Below are 15690 nucleotides of genomic sequence, written 5' to 3'. Positions count from 1 at the left end.
TATGTTTGAGACCATGCATTTTAAAGAATCTGAGATGATCTACAGCAAAGGTCTTTTAGCAGAGGGGATTTTCATGGTGAAGACGGGTTCAGTGAGTTTGTCAAAAGACGGATCTCTCATTTATAAACAAGTTCGAGATGGCGGCTATTTGGAACTTGAGAAGATTATAAATCAACTGCCATTTGAGTTTGATGCAATATGTAATACCAAGACAGAAATCCTCTATGTCCCACTGCGGTATTTGGATGTCTATGTAAAAGAGCATCCGCTTCAAACCATTGAAATGCTATCCTTACTGACAGAAGAACTCGAAGCCATAAATGATAAGCTGTTGAGTCAAAACCAAAAGGATCAATTTTATAATGCTAAAAAGGGCGTTCAAATTTTAAAAAATGAAGACCATGTGGAAATAAAATCAGAGAGGAGCTATCGTAAGGTTTTACCAGCAGAACATCACAAATACCTCTTTGATAAAGATATCGTTTGTCCTGTTTGCGGCATTAATTTCAAAGTCAATCAAATTAGATTTTCTCAGTTGGAATTGGATCATGAAACTCGGGATTTCAGGCATATCTATAAGGATATTGATGAGCTTTGGTATCAGCTCTGGCGTTGTCCTTATTGTCATTATACAAACTTTGGTTCTGAATTTTTTAAAATCAATAATTTGGTGCGGAATGAACTTAAAATATCTCTGCCAAGGTATAAGATGAATCATGAGTTAGTGCTCGTGAAAAGCAATATTCAACAAGTTTTTGCGGACATTTATCAAATGAACGTTATCTTGGAAAGGGTTACGAAGTCAAGTTTTGTAAAAGCTAGACTTTGGCAATCTTATGCATGGTTACTGGAAGACGTGAACGATTATGAAACGGCAAAACATGCAAGAGAAATCCTCTTGAATTACCTAGAAGATGCATGGTATAATTCAACGTCATCACTTGATCCTGATGATGAAATTAAGCTTGCTCTAAAATTGGCAATGTTGAGTTATGAATTTGGCAATATAAAGAATGCCCGTGACTATATTCTTCAGGGCGTCAGAGTGAAAACAAGCAACAAGAGTTTAAAACAGCGTGCACAAGATTTGATGTATGAGATCAAAAAGGGTTAAAGAGAGGCGTCCAAATGGAATTTACATCTGTGATCAAAGATCAATATAAAAACGGAGGCAATAATAAAAACATGGCAATAGTAATTGATGGCATCATAGGTGCGGGTAAGAGTACAGTGGGAAAGTTTTTGAGTGAATCTTTAGATTTGCCCATTTTTGAAGAATTAAAATCGGATGGCAAGGATAGTTTAGCACAGAGAATGCTCGACTTGTTTTATGAAGAGCCGTCCAGGTGGAGTGCCATCATTCAAGTGATGTTTCTCAATGATCGATTCAAAGATATTAAGCGTATTGAGGCAATGGGAAATCGTGCAATTCTAGATCGTTCTATTTATGGTGACGAGATCTTCGCAAAGACCATTCATGATAGAGGTCAAATGACAAATGATGAGTACATGATTTATAAGAACGTGCTTCATAATATGCTTGAACACATTAAAGTGCCAGAAGTGCTCATCTATATTGATGTCAGTGTGGATACTGCACTTCATAGAATCAATTTTAGAGGACGATCTACTGAAGGAGATCTCATACCAAGAGATTATCTTGTGGATTTGCAGAAAAATTATGAAGCATGGTTTGAGGCTTTTGATTTGTGCCCTAAGATAAGACTAGATTTAAATGAAAGTGTTCTTGGTGATGATGGCATTGTCAAAGAAGAAGTTCGGGTAAATTTGCTAAAGGCTCTAGAGCCTTATTTGAAAAGGGGGATATAGATGAGAAAAGCCTTTATTTTAGTGCTTTTACTCTTTGGTTTGCTCCTTTTATATGCGACTTCAATTGAGGCAAAATTACTGATTACCGAAAGAAAGACGCTTGAGTACAAACGAGATTTATATGCTTCAGAAAATTTATCATCATCGGATTTGAAAATAGTTCAATTTACAGATACGCAGTTAGGCCCTTTTTATACTTTAGAACAATTCCAGAAAGTTGTGGATCGCATTAATGGTGAAAACCCAGATGTCATTGTCTTTACTGGAGATCTCTTTGATGTTCCCAATGCTTATGATTCCAAAGACGAGGCATCTAAAATACTTAAGCAACTGAATAAATCTGCTTTAAAAATCGCCATCTTTGGAAATCATGATTTCGGAGGTGGGGGAAAGGCAATTTATGAAGATTTCATGTCTGAAGCAGGTTTTGTGGTCTTAATCAATGAGAGGATCTCTTATGAGGCAAATGGCAGAGTTTATGATTTTTATGGGATTGATGATGGCATGCTCGGTGACCCCAGTTTTGAATTTATTGAAAATGACATAGATGCATTGCATTACAATGTGTTGCTTCTGCATGAGCCAGACCTTTACGAATATGCAAAGGGTGAACCCTTTGACCTGATCCTCTCGGGGCACAGTCATGGTGGGCAAATTAAATTGCCATTTTGGGGACCAATTATTACACCGCCACTGTCTAAAATCTACACAAATGGTTATTACGAAATAGATAATGAGAGGCAATCACTTTTGTATGTCAATACAGGATTGGGCAACACAAAGATGAAGTACAGATTTGGAAATATTCCCAAAATAACAGTTTTTACGATAGAGTGATATCTTTTTTACAATAGAATATGATGTCATGGCACAAGAAAATATGCGCCCTTCTGTGTAGACCGTTAAAAGAGCAAACGGTTTGCATAGGAGAGGGCATTTTATTTGTAAAGCAAAAGAGTTCAAAATAAGAATAGAAAATTTGAAAAAAAGTCGTGAATACTCTAAAGAATATTTATGTTGTGCCGATATAATTAAGGGATGGCGCTCAAAAGAACAAAAAATAGAATTCATACCACATGTATTGTTATACATATCACTTTTTACAGGATATAGTAAAATCATCAAATATCTTATTGGAGCGAATCATGCAGACAACCCAAGTAAATGCTTCTTTACTCGGAAATGAAATTAGCAAACACATCTATTCGGAACATGGCACAATGCTCATTAAAAAAGGGACCATTATCAACAATGATGTCCTGTCAAAATTATTGAGTCATAATGTCGATGTTGTTTATGTCCTTAACGCGCTTAAAAAGGACATTAAAGAGGAAACGCTCTTATCTGAGCCAGAGATGCAAAAATCTGTTGCAAGTATAAAAAAGGTTTTTGATGATGTCATGTATCAAGAAAAGCAAGGTATTAAGGCCGTCATTCCAATAGAGAATTTGAAGCTTGTGGAAGAAGTTTTAGAACTCTTGATTGAAACTCTGGAAAAGGCAGATCAGATTTTATATACTGTGGTGGACTTGCTTCAATCTGATGGCTATACTTACAAGCACAATGTGAATGTTGCCATTTTGTCGATTTTAACTTCAAAGGCACTGGGTTATAAAAAAGAGGACATTAAGCATATTGCTCTTGGGGCATTACTACATGATATTGGTAAAATGAAGGTCAGTCCAATGCTGATCAATAAACCGAGCTCACTGACTTTAGAAGAACGCATTGAAGTGGAAAAACATGCGCAATTTGGTTATGAGATTACGGAAACGGTTTCTCAGATTCCTTTTTTATCCAAGCAGATTATCAGACTCCATCATGAAAAATTGGATGGATCTGGTTATCCATTGGGATTAAAGGGCATTGAGATCCCAGAGTATGTGAAGATTGTAACCGTTTGTGATATGTATGATGCTATGACGACCAATAGAATTTATCGGTCTAAAATGCCGATCTACAAAGCCTTGGAAATTTTGATGACAGAATCTGTCTTTAAAATTGATCCTAAAATCTACCGGACGTTGACCAACAATATATGTATTTTCCCACCGGGTTCAGGCGTGGTTCTGTCTGATGGTCGAATCGGTGTCGTCACACATTTTAGACACGCAAGTCCGAGCAGGCCAAGTGTTAAAGTTCTTAATCTCAATGATAAAAATAGTTTTTTAGATGTTGAAGAAATCAATCTTGAGTATAATCGCACTCTGTTTATTGTAGATACTTGGGATATAGATTTATTCCATCAAATCAGTAAAAATGCCACGGATTAAACTTTTGACATGATCCTCAAAAGCAATCCAAGGCATTTTTTTATGCTTAATTTTATTTAAAAGTAAAAGCATTATTTTAAAAAGTTTTTATAGTTTTTATAGGTGATGGGTTCACCAACTAAAAAGTAACCTGGTTCGAGATTATGTTCATAATACGAAATGATAAAATGAAGATGAGGTCCTGTGGAAAAACCTGTGGTGCCTACTTCGCCAATCAAATCGCCTTTTGACACCAGTGTGCCCTCTTTAGCCGTAAGTGTGTCAAGATGAAAATAAGTGCTAAAGAAGCCTTGCCCATGATCGATCAAAATGGTATTGCCTGTCAATATGAGTGGCGCAGCCAAAAGAACCTTGCCAGAGTTGGTGGCGTATACAGGAGTCCCCCTAGGTGCGGCAATATCGAGACCCGAATGTCTATAGAAAGTTGGTGAGCCGTTGACATATCTGGTTTCGCCATATTCAGTGGACAACCTTCCTTTGGTGGGCAATATATAGTCGCCGTCGGTGAGATCTGCATCAGAAGATTGCATTCTCAAAGGCGAATATTTTTGGGAGAATTCTGCATTGGCTGTGTCATTTTTTGTGGTTGCAGCAACGGTTTCATCAATAATAAGTTGCTGGATATGAAATTTGCGAGATTTAACTTTAAACTCTAAGGGGAAAATACGGTCGTCAGAGGAGGCTTTAATCACGAATGGATAGTTGCCAACTTGAGTTCTGTAGTCTGCATAGAGTATTGCTTTTAGGTTGTTTTCGTCTTTGAAGAACTGAATGTCATAAGGCAGTTGTTCAGCGACGAAAGCATCTGTTTCTGAGGCATATTGGACTAAAAGAGTATTGTAACCGCCTTGTTCAATTTGATCTTTTTCTAAGCTGACTTTTATTGGTCGATCTATTTGAATCGTCAACTCTGTGGTGAGATCTCCTTTATAGGTTTTGTTATCGGTGTAAATGAGTTGAAGATGATAACGGAATGTGCCATCATATTCGGGTAGAAACAAGTACTCGCTGTTCAGAGTGCCCTCGTAGATGATCTGGTTGTCACTGGTGTCCGTAACGCAGAGCATGCCGAGGGTAAAAGGTTTCTCAGATTGAAGGTGCAACTGAATAGCTTCACCCTGTACGTTGACGATGTCTGTGAGATTCGCGCTTGACATGTGCCATGCATCATCTGTGAGGGCAACCCATTTATTGTCATGTGAGAGATAAGACCACTTATTCTGATCAATGGATGCAGTGGGTCCAATAGGGGTTTGATTTAAAGTGAGACGACTTGGCATAAGTTCTGCGTAATATGCAGATAAAGCCTCTGAACTTGAAATCATGTTCGCATGTGGTAAGAGTATATAACTTGAATCTTTAACATTTTTAAGTAAAAATCCGCTTGAATCAATATCTATGATTTCGTAGGTGACTTTGTTCTTGAGTGAATTTACAAAACGTAAAAAAAGCGGCTTTTCTATAGCAGATGGCGTCTCTTTATCTTGTGGGGGTTCAACACGCCTATCAAAGGCTGTAAATGGTGTTGTTTTATCAAAATCAAATTGATCGAGAACAGACTGTGAGTTGTCTATGATTTGAATATGCACTATGGAGCGAGCCGTAAATGTGGTGTAAGATACATAGAGGAATCCTAAAATAGCAAGAATAATGATGAGTAATCCTATAATGTATTGCTTTTCTCTCTTATTTTTCATATTGCCTCCGGAGAATCGTATTGGATTAGAGTAAAAAGTAAATCCCCATCATTATATCATTTCAAAGTGATCTTTAACAGTTGAAAAGGAGATAATGAGAGCGTACATAAATATAAAACGACGTATTAAATATCGGCTGAAATGTTGAAAGAGCCGATCAATTGGTCTATGATAGAGTCATATGCGGAAGAGATCTGATTGAGAAAGATTGGATGAAGTGCTGGTACTTGTTTGTAGAGAGGTGATCACGTGGAAAAGACAAATGCAGTTCGATTATGTGAGGCAAAGGGCATTGAGTTTTCTATTTTTACTTATGGTGAAGGTGGCGTTTTTTTAGATGGCATCACAGTGGCGGAAAAAATTGGCAAGCCCTATGAAAGTGTTTTTAAGACGCTTGTGACTGTGGGGAGAAGTGGACAGCATTATGTTTTTATGATTCCAGTGGACAAGACGCTTGACCTTAAAAAGGCCTCAAAAGCGGTTTCAGAAAAGGCGGTTGAGATGATTCCCGTTAAAAATATTTTAAAATTGACGGGTTATGTAAAAGGGGGCTGTTCTCCCATAGGCATGAAAAAGAGCTATCCAACAATTGTGGACGAGACGATTATCTTGCTAGATGAAATTACGTTTAGTGCAGGGAAAATTGGCATGCAACTCAATATGAGTATTGTAGACTTTAGTGAGATGTTATCCTATGAAGTGGCAGATATTGTGATTTGAATGATTAAACTTTTGTGATGGGATAGGCGTACTTGGATGAAATAATTGAAAATAAGTTCCCCAAAAATTGATTTAGGGGTTGACGTTATGCATGGGTTTCGTATATAATACATTTAATTCATAATTCAAAAGCTGTGAAGAGAAGAGTAGTCAAATTGAAGTTTTACAGAGAACTCCGTGTGCTGAGAAGGAGAAATGTTTAATTTGGTGAATAAAGCCTCAGAGCTGTGTATGGAACCTGTTGGACAGTTGACAGGGGATGATGCAACGGTTGCTCCCGTTATAGAGATTGAGTATACGCAATTTTGCCGTACTTGAAAGGTCGTTTTTTTTATACGATAAATTGAGGTGGTACCACGAAGTTTAACTCTCGTCCTCAAGACTTAAGTCTTGAGGATGGGAGTTTTTTTATTTAAAACAACAAGATTTGAGTCGAAAGTTGCGCTGAGGCATGTTCACCCTCAAGCAGCGTCAGCGAAAATCGGTTTGGGGCATCGGAGATGACACAAATGTTGCTGAAAATCATTCAAAATAAGTATGTTATTAAGTGAAATATAAATCAGCTGTTAAGCCAACAATATACAATAAGGAGGTATATTTATGCATTGGGCAATGGAAACCGCAAAAAGACTTATTGAAGAAAATCCAAATTTAGAAACCTTTGTTTGCGCATCTGGAATCAGTCCATCTGGGCAGGTACACATCGGCAATTTCAGGGAGATATTGACCACATATTTTGTCATAAAATCTTTAGAAAGTTTGGGTAAGAAGACACGATTTATCTTTTCGTGGGATGATTATGATCGCTTTAGAAAAGTCCCGGAAGATGTGCTGGAGTCTTTTTCTGAACACATTGGGAAACCTTATTCGGAAGTTCCCGATCCATTCGGCTGTCATGAATCTTATGCAGCACACTATGAGGCACAATTTGAAACCACTTTAAAGGCTTTTGGCATAACGCCAGAATTCATATATCAAAGTGAAGCCTACCAACGCGGACGATATTTGGAAGACATCAGAGAGGCATTGATCAAAAGACGTGAAATATACGATATTCAGATGCAATTTAAGACACAGACATGGAATGAAGTTTCAAGAGAGCGTTCTTATCCGATTACGCTATATTGCAGAAACTGCGGCAAGGATGATGTGCTCAGAATGGTGTATGATGACACTTATGATACCTTGGAGTACCACTGTTCTTGTGGTCATCATGAAATAACTGAACTCGAATCTTTTAATCGAATTAAATTGAATTGGAAAATAGATTGGTCGATGAGATGGCGCAAAGAGTGTGTCGTGTTTGAACCTGGTGGCCGGGATCATTCTTCACGCAATGGGAGCTTCACCGTTGCATCCAAAATCTCAAATCAAATTTTTAATTACAAGCCTCCTCATTATATGCCTTATGAATTTATTGGCCTTAAAGGCAATAAGACGAAGATGTCCAGTAGCACAGGGCTCGTAATAACACCTGATGAGCTTTTAAAAGTATATCCAAAGGAGATCATCTTATATCTCTTTGCGAAATATAAAAATACGGATGCCTTTGACATTGGATTAGACGATGATGTGATTCGCCTATACACAGAATTCGAGAGACATTTAAAAAGATTTAAAGAGCATAAAATAGATGATGAACGGCTCAGGACCATCATGATGCTTTCAAGTGCAGAACAGTCCACTCTGGATAGAGAACCTAAGTTTTCATTAATTGCTTCAACTTTGCCGCTTGTGAATTTCAATATAAATGTGCTTTATCGCTTATTCTCTAGAACCATAGATCAGGACATGGAAACTTTTAAAGTTAAATGTGCAAAGGCGACGTATTGGATTCGAAACTGGCATCAAGAGCGGGCAATCCAGATCAACGAAAAATTTAATGCAGCCTTTTATTCGAGTTTAAATGCACCTGAGAAGAAATGGGTCAAAGCTTTTGTCGAATTGATCGTTTCATTTAAAGGTTCTGATGAAGCATTGATTGGTGAGATTTATGAAATTGTTCAGGCCAATACTGCAAATGAACGCAAAAAAATGCAAAAGCGATTTTTTGAAGTGATCTATCAGCTGGTTTTAGGGCAGAAATCTGGCCCCAATATTGCGATTCTAGTGGAAGTGGTAGGGGTACATAGATTGCGTCACCTGTTGGTCCCCAAGAAAATCACCTATGTTGAATCAAGCCATATGAGAGTTTCGTAGAGCATTGATATATGCTTGGATAGAGGGAAATATATGAAATTTATTAAAATAATTCTTATATGCAAAAGCTTTAGTTGTTTAAATCGTCTTTTTTGGGTATTTATCCATTAAGGGAGGCGATGTTATGTTCTTAAAAAATATGAAACTCAAATACAAGATTATAACGCTGGCAGCATTTATCATTCTCATTTTTACGGCATTGATCTTGTTGTATATTTTACCTAAGACAAATGCCATCATCGAAGAGCGTACAATCGCTAAGTTAAGTGATTTAGTGGATTTACCGTTGTCTGAGATCGAGTTTCAACACAAGCGTTTTGAAGCTGGGGAAGTCACTGAAGCAGAAGCTCAAGAAACTGCTTTGACAGCGATTGAAAATATGCGTTACGATGAAGTGGAATACTTCTGGGTGAATGATTTGAATAATACGATGCTCATGCATCCGATTAAAACTGAACTCAATCATACAGATATTTCAGGTATTCAAGATCCAGATGGCAAGTATTTATTTCAAGAAATGGTTGCTGTTGCAAAAACAGATGGTGAAGGTGTTGTAAGATATCAGTGGCCAAAACCAGGCGTTGATGTCCCTCAACCTAAAATATCTTTTGTAAAACAGTATACTCAATGGGGATGGATTGTAGGAACGGGTATTTATGTGGATGATTTAGTTGCCATTCAGCGCTCTATTTATCTACAAGTTGTCATTATTTCCATAATCATAATTCTATTCTCAGTTTTGATTGTAACCATAATTGTCATTCCGATCAATAAGACTTTAAGGACCATCGTTCTGAGAACGGATGAATATAAAACACTTAATTTCTCTGAAAAAATGAATATTCACACAAAGGATGAATTTGGTGAAATCGGTGAAGCCTTTGACAAGGTCAGTCAAGGATTAAAAGACCTTCTGAGCAGCATGATCAGAACGTCGAAAGAAATCAGCGGTGACTCTGCGGTCATATCGGAAAATATGAATTATCTGAAGGGGACTTCCGGTTCAGCACTTCAATCCACAACGGATATTTCCGCTGTGATCAGACAAACGTCAGCGGCAACGGAGCATGTGAGTGATACGCTTGAAGAAGCAAAGGATGCCATTGAGGTTGTGGCTATAAAAGCGACTGAAGGTGCAGAGCGTGTGAATGAAATCAATAAACGTGCCAATATCATTAAAAATGACTCTAAAAAGGCAAGTACAAATGCTTCTGAAATGTACTCTTCAGTTAAGGCGCGAATAGAAGAGGCTATGATCAATGCAAAAGAAGTTAATAAAATCAATGAGTTGCTCGAAAGTATTCTCAAGATAACGGCTCAGACCAATATGTTGGCATTGAACGCTTCCATTGAAGCGGCCAGAGCTGGAGATGCTGGTAAGGGATTTGCAGTGGTTGCTGGTGAAGTGGGCAAATTGGCGGAAGCATCTGCAAATTTAGTTTCAAATATTAAAGTGACCGTTGACTTCATACAAAAATCAGTTGGCACTTTAATTGATGACTCCAGTGAAATGCTCAGCTTTATTGATAAAACGGTCTTGTTGGATTATGATAAACTCAATAAAATTGGCGATCAATACAGCAACGATGCCTCAGAATTTAACAGCATTATGATGGAACTCAGTGCCATATCAGAACAGCTCACAAGTTCCATGGAAACCATTGCTGAGAATGTTAAAGAGGTTCAAATTGCAACGGAGCAAGAGGCGGATGAGGTTGAGAACATCTTGAATATTTCCAAAGAGGTTTCTCATAAAACGGAGTCTGTAAATGAAATTTTAAGATCTAATATTAAGTTGATTGAAAATCTAGATGAAATGATTAACAAGTTCAAATTCTAAATTGGAATCAACGTCGATTCAACCACTTATTTTAGCTACATTTTATGAGTTTGCTGCTTATGAAATGTAGCTATTTTGATGATTTGTGATCATTATGGAGTTTTTGAAGAATATTTATTTAAAATTTATTATATATACATTATAATGATTGAAATAGAAGGAGGATTCCCTATGAATTCATATCCACATATCAGTATAAATAAAAAGCACTTATCGCACAATATGCATGAAATTTTGACAAGGTGCACAAGAAGTCACGTGAAGGTGACGGGCATTATAAAAGGTTGTAATGGGCATGAGGAAATTGCAAAGCTCATGCTTGAGAGTGGTTGTGAAAGCCTTGGAAGTTCTAGAATTACACATTTGAAGGCTCTGAAGAGAGCTGCTTTTGAATGCGATACATGGTTGGTTAGAACGCCTATGATTTCAGAGGTCAACGAGCTTGTCAAATATGTAGATGTCAGCTTGAACTCTGAAGAAAGTGTACTTGAAGCTATTCATACTGCATGTAAGATGCATAAAAAAAATCACCAAGTCGTCTTGATGATCGAAATGGGAGATCTTAGAGAAGGTATTTTTGATCAGGTAAAATTAGAGGAAATGGTGGATAAAATTGAATCTCAATGGACCACTTTACAACTTATAGGGGTTGGAACCAATTTGGGGTGCTACGGCTCCATCAGACCAACTGTGGAGAAGATGCATGCTCTGATAGAGATTGCTGAAAAAGTGGAGCGACAAATTGGTAGAAAACTAAAGTATATTTCAGGCAGTGCAACCAGTTCTCTGCCGCTTATTTTTAAAGATACGATGCCTGAACGGATTAACCATTTAAGATTGGGCGAAAGCCTATTGATTAACAAAGACCTGCCTCTATATCACAATATGAAACTGGACACACTCTATGAGGATACCATGCGCATTAAAGCTGAGATTATAGAGATTAAAGAAAAGCCAACCTATCCCTATGGTGTTATTTCTGTGGATGCCTTTGGAAATACGCCTGTTTATGAGGATCGAGGCATCAGAAAACGTGCTATACTGGCACTTGGGCGTCAAGATATTTCAGATCATGAAAAATTGATGCCAATGGACCCTGAGGTCTTTATCTACGGCAGTAGCAGTGATCATTTGATCGTCGATATAACCGATTCAAAAGAGCCTTATCAAGTGGGGGATGTCATGAGCTTTGACATGTTTTATCAGGCCATGCTTCAAGCTTTTTTGAATCAGGAGATGCCTATTTTATTTGAATAGAAAGGAAGCACTCTGTGACGGGTATGTATCTAATGGCGAACGAAATGGGAGGAATCAAATGAAGTGGATTAGAAGAAGTTTGGCCAATACGCTTTCTTTTCTGATTGCTGGGATTTTATTGATTGTCTTTAGTGCGATTGGATTGAGCAGTTTTAAATTTATGACCCAAAGAGTTAAAATGGATTTGCTTGAAAAAACGTACATTCAATCTGAATCCATTTCAAAAGATGTTGCCAATATATTTGAAAATGCTCAACTCTATACGAGGCAGATGGCATTAAATCATGACATATTAGATTATCTGAAAACGGTTAAAACGCGGGAGGATGTAAAGAGCAGTCCCTATTATCCTAATGTCTATGATTATTTGGTCAAAATAAAGGAAAGCAATCCCGTTCATTTTTTAGCCTGGGTGGCAAACGAACAGGCCAACTTTTATCTGGATAATTTCAACACGGTGCCTGACGTCGATTATGAAGTTACAAAACGGCCTTGGTACGCGGTGGCAACTCATTCAGACACAGTGGCGTTTACGCCGCCCTATGTGGAATGGGATACGCGTAAAACAGTGATCTCCTCGATTCTCGCACTTAGAGAAAACAATGAGATTTATGGATTTGTTGTTGTGGATATCATGCTGGATGCCATACCAGAGATCTTTAAAGATACGGCGTTGTCCGAATATGACAAATCCTTTTTGGTAACGGATGATGGTAAATACATCTACCATGAAGATTCTGACAAAGTGATGAATGCCTCAATATATGACTCAGAAGACCCCTTGAAGCCATACATCCATGCGATATTTTCGCCAAAGCCAGAACTCGTCAGCATTGACTATCAGGGAAAACCGTATTATCTGATGAGTTATAGCATAGACAATAACAAATGGCACGTGATTACCCTGTTGGATAGAGAAAGTATCAATAAGTCTATATATGGCATCTATTTTTGGATTGTTTTCTTTATGGTGATTGCTTTTATATTGGCAGTTGGCACGATTCACCTAATGGTCAGAAGACATACAAAACCTTATGAGCTGCTGGTTTCATTTGCAGATGATATTGCCTCAGGAGATTACTCCAAAAATATTCCTGAAAGTCATTTGAGCAGAGCAGACGAGATGGGCATGATTTGCAATTCGTTTCAAAGTATCATAACGACATTTAGGAATGAAAACGTGGTATTGGAAGAGAAAATCAGCCAAAAAAACAAAGAGCTAGAATTGCAATATCAATATATCATTGAAACGGAAAAAGCGGCTTCTCTTGGAAACTTGGTTGCAGGCGTTGCACACGAAATCAACACGCCTCTTGGCGTGAGCATATCGACAACATCACATATTGAGTTATTGAATCAAAAAAACTTAGAGCTCATCGAACAGGGCAAAATGACGAAGGCAGACTTGATTGAATACTTTGAAGGAATTGGAGAAGCCACGCATCTCCTAACCAATAATTTAAATCGTGCAGCAGGTCTCGTGAAGAGTTTTAAGAAGATTGCTGTGAATCAAAGCAGTGAAGTCCGTGTTAAATTTAATTTAAAAGAGACAATAGAAGATGTTATTTTGAGTTTAAGAGGAGAATATAAAAGGCAACAGCATCAGATTCAACTCAATTGTGATTCTGCGATAGAATTGGATAGTTTTCCAGGGGCTTATTCTCAAATCATTACCAATCTCATTATGAATTCTATTGAACATGGCTTTAGAGATCGAATGAATGGCATTATACGAATTGAATGTCAGTTGCAGTCTGATGTACTGGTTCTGGTCTATGAAGACAATGGCAGGGGCATTGACCCTGAGCACATGAAAAAAATATTTGAGCCATTCTTTACGACAAATCGAAAAAATGGCAACAGTGGTCTCGGGATGAATGTTGTCTACAATATTATTACACAAACGCTTTTAGGAAAAATTGTACTTGAAAGCGAAGTCAATCGTTACACTCGGTTTATCATTGAGGTGCCGGTCAAATGAGTAGGGTAGGGGCATCGTCAGGAGAGCTCTACTTGACTGTGATGGATGCATGCCTGACTGTAATACACGTGATGTGACACATCGGATTGAATCGCATGAAATGAGCGATAGCCTCGTGAGAAAAACGCATTGGGCTATCGCTCTTGTCTTGCTTAATCATTATATGTTGTAAGTACTTTTTCTATTGCAGCTCTATCATTTAGGAAGAGTTCCAGCAGAATGGGATCAAAATGTTTTCCGGATTCTGATGCCATGATCTTAAAGACTTCATCAATGGGGATTGCCTCTTTGTAGCACCTTTTACTGACCAATGCATCAAATACATCAATTATGGCCATCATTCTCGCATAAAGGGGGATATCAGTGCCGGACAGACCTAGTGGATAACCGGTGCCATCAAATTTTTCGTGATGATAATAGGCAATATCCGCTGCTTTTTCAAAGATGGGATGATTATTGGTTCCCAAAATTCTATAGCCAATTTCAGTATGTGTTTTGATGATTTCAAATTCTTCAAAAGTCAGTCTGCCGGGTTTTTTCAGTATGGAATCGGGGATGCCTATTTTGCCAATATCGTGAAGGACACTTGATATTCTGAGCAAGTCCCATTCCGATTCTGGGGTGTCATAATGCTCTGCCAGTAATTTCATAAACATAGAAACGCGCTTTACATGATTTGAAGTTTCATTTGAATGTCTTTCTATGGTTTCTGTCAGTGTAAAGATGACATCCTCATGACTCTTGATAAGAAGTTCGTTGAGCTGATAGTTCTCCAGTGCCAAAGCATAATTGTTAATGAGCAATTCAATCAAAGCTTTATCGTAGAGATCTTTATTCAGTTCAATATAGACATAATCTCTCAGGGCAGAAAGGCCCTTATTATAAAAAAGCAACCCCTGTTTTAGGTAAATGATGTTCTCGTCTGTCTCTGGCAATGTTGTGAGCAAATCTTCTAGACCAATGAGATGCTTTATTTCATCAATTTTATGATCTTCATAAATCTTGTATTTACCCATGCCAACTAAAATGATGCCATCCGCCTTGAAGATCAAACCGTTTTTTTCTACTTTTGAACTCAGAGGCAAGTGGTGCGAATACTTTTGAAAAATTGAAATTTGCATGAAAATAGATTCTAGAAAATCAAAGAGAGAACTCTTTTTAAATAAGTCGCCGCTGATCTTGACGAGTTCTTCCAGTGAACTTTTATTGCGTTCAATATGAATGAGGTCTCTATAGGATCTTAGGCAGGCATAAAGTGTTGTATACATTTTTTGTTTAGTCAATTCGGTTTTCAATTTGTAGTCATTGATGTCATAATCCCTGATCAAATTCTCTTCAGGCGCATAGCCGGGTTGGCCAGTTCTGAGAACAATTCGGACCAGTCTATTTTTTTGAACCTTTCTAATATAGTCCACAACTTTTAAGCCCGAATTCATTTCTTCCATAACCACGTCCAATAAAATAACTGCAGCATCTGGATTTCGGTCTATACATCTTATTGTGTCCACAGCGGAATAAGTGTGAATGAAGATGAGGCCTTCGCCCTCAAAGACAAAATCCTTTAATAAGAGTTCAGTTAAAACATGCACGTCCTCATCATCATCTGCTATGATGATTTTGTATGTTTTTTTAAGAGGCATAGCGGGTTTGTCTTCTTTAGAGAGAAAATCTAAGTCAAATTTGTGATGATTCATCGTGGGCGATTTATGTGTCATGGCTATCTCCTTTGAATTATATTACTCTAATAATACCCCTAATTACAATAATTAAATAAAAAAATTAAGTGCAAAATAGCAATGATTTCAAAAATACAAATATAAAATAGATATAAAAAAACTGTCTCTCACATTATAAGTCTTATGGAGAGACAGTTTTTCAAATGGAACTTACGGA

The 15690-nt window shown here is 37.6% G+C and carries 11 protein-coding genes and 1 other annotated feature; of the genes, 9 read left to right on the top strand and 2 right to left on the bottom strand.

What is annotated here, in order from left to right; translation table 11 throughout:
• The first annotated feature begins 1 nt into the window (after nt 1).
• The 4 genes from ISU02_RS10535 (at nt 2) to ISU02_RS10520 (ending at nt 4103) form a co-directional block, all read left to right on the top strand.
• Nucleotides 2-1114: a DUF2225 domain-containing protein gene (locus ISU02_RS10535; RefSeq protein ID WP_194701805.1), complete on the top strand. Its 1113-nt coding sequence runs from the start codon at nt 2-4 to the stop codon at nt 1112-1114.
• A gap of 14 nt (nt 1115-1128) precedes the next feature.
• Nucleotides 1129-1830 (top strand): deoxynucleoside kinase, encoded by a 702-nt coding sequence (locus ISU02_RS10530; RefSeq protein WP_194701804.1) that lies wholly within the window; start codon nt 1129-1131, stop codon nt 1828-1830.
• The gene (locus ISU02_RS10525; RefSeq protein WP_194701803.1) at nt 1831-2667 is read left to right on the top strand and encodes a metallophosphoesterase; all 837 of its coding nucleotides are present in this window, start codon (nt 1831-1833) and stop codon (nt 2665-2667) included.
• Between the two features lie 308 nt (nt 2668-2975).
• Nucleotides 2976-4103: an HD-GYP domain-containing protein gene (locus tag ISU02_RS10520; RefSeq protein ID WP_194701802.1), complete on the top strand. Its 1128-nt coding sequence runs from the start codon at nt 2976-2978 to the stop codon at nt 4101-4103.
• Between the two features lie 71 nt (nt 4104-4174).
• On the opposite strand, the gene ISU02_RS10515 is transcribed toward ISU02_RS10520, so the two are convergent.
• Nucleotides 4175-5800 (bottom strand): M23 family metallopeptidase, encoded by a 1626-nt coding sequence (locus tag ISU02_RS10515; protein WP_207736261.1) that lies wholly within the window; start codon nt 5798-5800, stop codon nt 4175-4177.
• A gap of 249 nt (nt 5801-6049) precedes the next feature.
• Here ISU02_RS10515 and ybaK point away from each other — a divergent pair, with 249 nt between their 5' ends.
• From ybaK to ISU02_RS10490, 5 genes are all read left to right on the top strand, one after another.
• On the top strand, nt 6050-6520 hold the full coding sequence (ybaK, locus tag ISU02_RS10510) for a Cys-tRNA(Pro) deacylase (RefSeq protein ID WP_194701801.1): 471 nt from the start codon (nt 6050-6052) through the stop codon (nt 6518-6520).
• Between the two features lie 125 nt (nt 6521-6645).
• Nucleotides 6646-6901: a binding site (T-box leader), on the top strand.
• A 219-nt stretch (nt 6902-7120) separates the two neighbouring features.
• Nucleotides 7121-8719, top strand: coding sequence for a lysine--tRNA ligase (lysS, locus tag ISU02_RS10505; RefSeq protein ID WP_194701800.1), 1599 nt, complete (start codon nt 7121-7123; stop codon nt 8717-8719).
• Nucleotides 8720-8843: 124 nt separating this feature from the next.
• A complete protein-coding gene (locus tag ISU02_RS10500; protein ID WP_194701799.1) occupies nt 8844-10559 on the top strand; it encodes a methyl-accepting chemotaxis protein in 1716 nt (571 codons plus the stop codon).
• A 171-nt stretch (nt 10560-10730) separates the two neighbouring features.
• The gene (locus ISU02_RS10495; RefSeq protein ID WP_194701798.1) at nt 10731-11816 is read left to right on the top strand and encodes an alanine/ornithine racemase family PLP-dependent enzyme; all 1086 of its coding nucleotides are present in this window, start codon (nt 10731-10733) and stop codon (nt 11814-11816) included.
• 58 nt (nt 11817-11874) lie between these two features.
• Entirely contained in the window at nt 11875-13797 is a 1923-nt protein-coding gene (locus ISU02_RS10490) for a sensor histidine kinase (RefSeq protein WP_194701797.1), read from the top strand.
• Nucleotides 13798-13949: 152 nt separating this feature from the next.
• Here the strand turns inward: ISU02_RS10490 and ISU02_RS10485 are convergent, their stop codons facing one another.
• Nucleotides 13950-15512: an HD domain-containing phosphohydrolase gene (locus ISU02_RS10485; RefSeq protein ID WP_194701796.1), complete on the bottom strand. Its 1563-nt coding sequence runs from the start codon at nt 15510-15512 to the stop codon at nt 13950-13952.
• Nucleotides 15513-15690 lie beyond the last annotated feature (178 nt).

Source organism: Fusibacter ferrireducens (assembly GCF_015352425.1).
Lineage (GTDB): Bacteria > Bacillota > Clostridia > Peptostreptococcales > Acidaminobacteraceae > Fusibacter_A > Fusibacter_A ferrireducens.
This window is presented reverse-complemented; position numbering and strand designations above follow the sequence as displayed.

Excerpts from the sequence above, each read along its gene's own strand:
- ISU02_RS10485 (WP_194701796.1), bottom strand. The coding sequence starts at position 15,512 with ATGACACATAAATCGCCCACGATGAATCATCACAAATTTGACTTAGAT.
- ISU02_RS10495 (WP_194701798.1), top strand. The coding sequence starts at position 10,731 with ATGAATTCATATCCACATATCAGTATAAATAAAAAGCACTTATCGCAC.
- ISU02_RS10530 (WP_194701804.1), top strand. The coding sequence starts at position 1,129 with ATGGAATTTACATCTGTGATCAAAGATCAATATAAAAACGGAGGCAAT.
- ISU02_RS10515 (WP_207736261.1), bottom strand. The coding sequence starts at position 5,800 with ATGAAAAATAAGAGAGAAAAGCAATACATTATAGGATTACTCATCATT.
- ISU02_RS10535 (WP_194701805.1), top strand. The coding sequence starts at position 2 with ATGTTTGAGACCATGCATTTTAAAGAATCTGAGATGATCTACAGCAAA.
- ISU02_RS10500 (WP_194701799.1), top strand. The coding sequence starts at position 8,844 with ATGTTCTTAAAAAATATGAAACTCAAATACAAGATTATAACGCTGGCA.
- ISU02_RS10490 (WP_194701797.1), top strand. The coding sequence starts at position 11,875 with ATGAAGTGGATTAGAAGAAGTTTGGCCAATACGCTTTCTTTTCTGATT.
- ISU02_RS10525 (WP_194701803.1), top strand. The coding sequence starts at position 1,831 with ATGAGAAAAGCCTTTATTTTAGTGCTTTTACTCTTTGGTTTGCTCCTT.
- ISU02_RS10520 (WP_194701802.1), top strand. The coding sequence starts at position 2,976 with ATGCAGACAACCCAAGTAAATGCTTCTTTACTCGGAAATGAAATTAGC.
- lysS (WP_194701800.1), top strand. The coding sequence starts at position 7,121 with ATGCATTGGGCAATGGAAACCGCAAAAAGACTTATTGAAGAAAATCCA.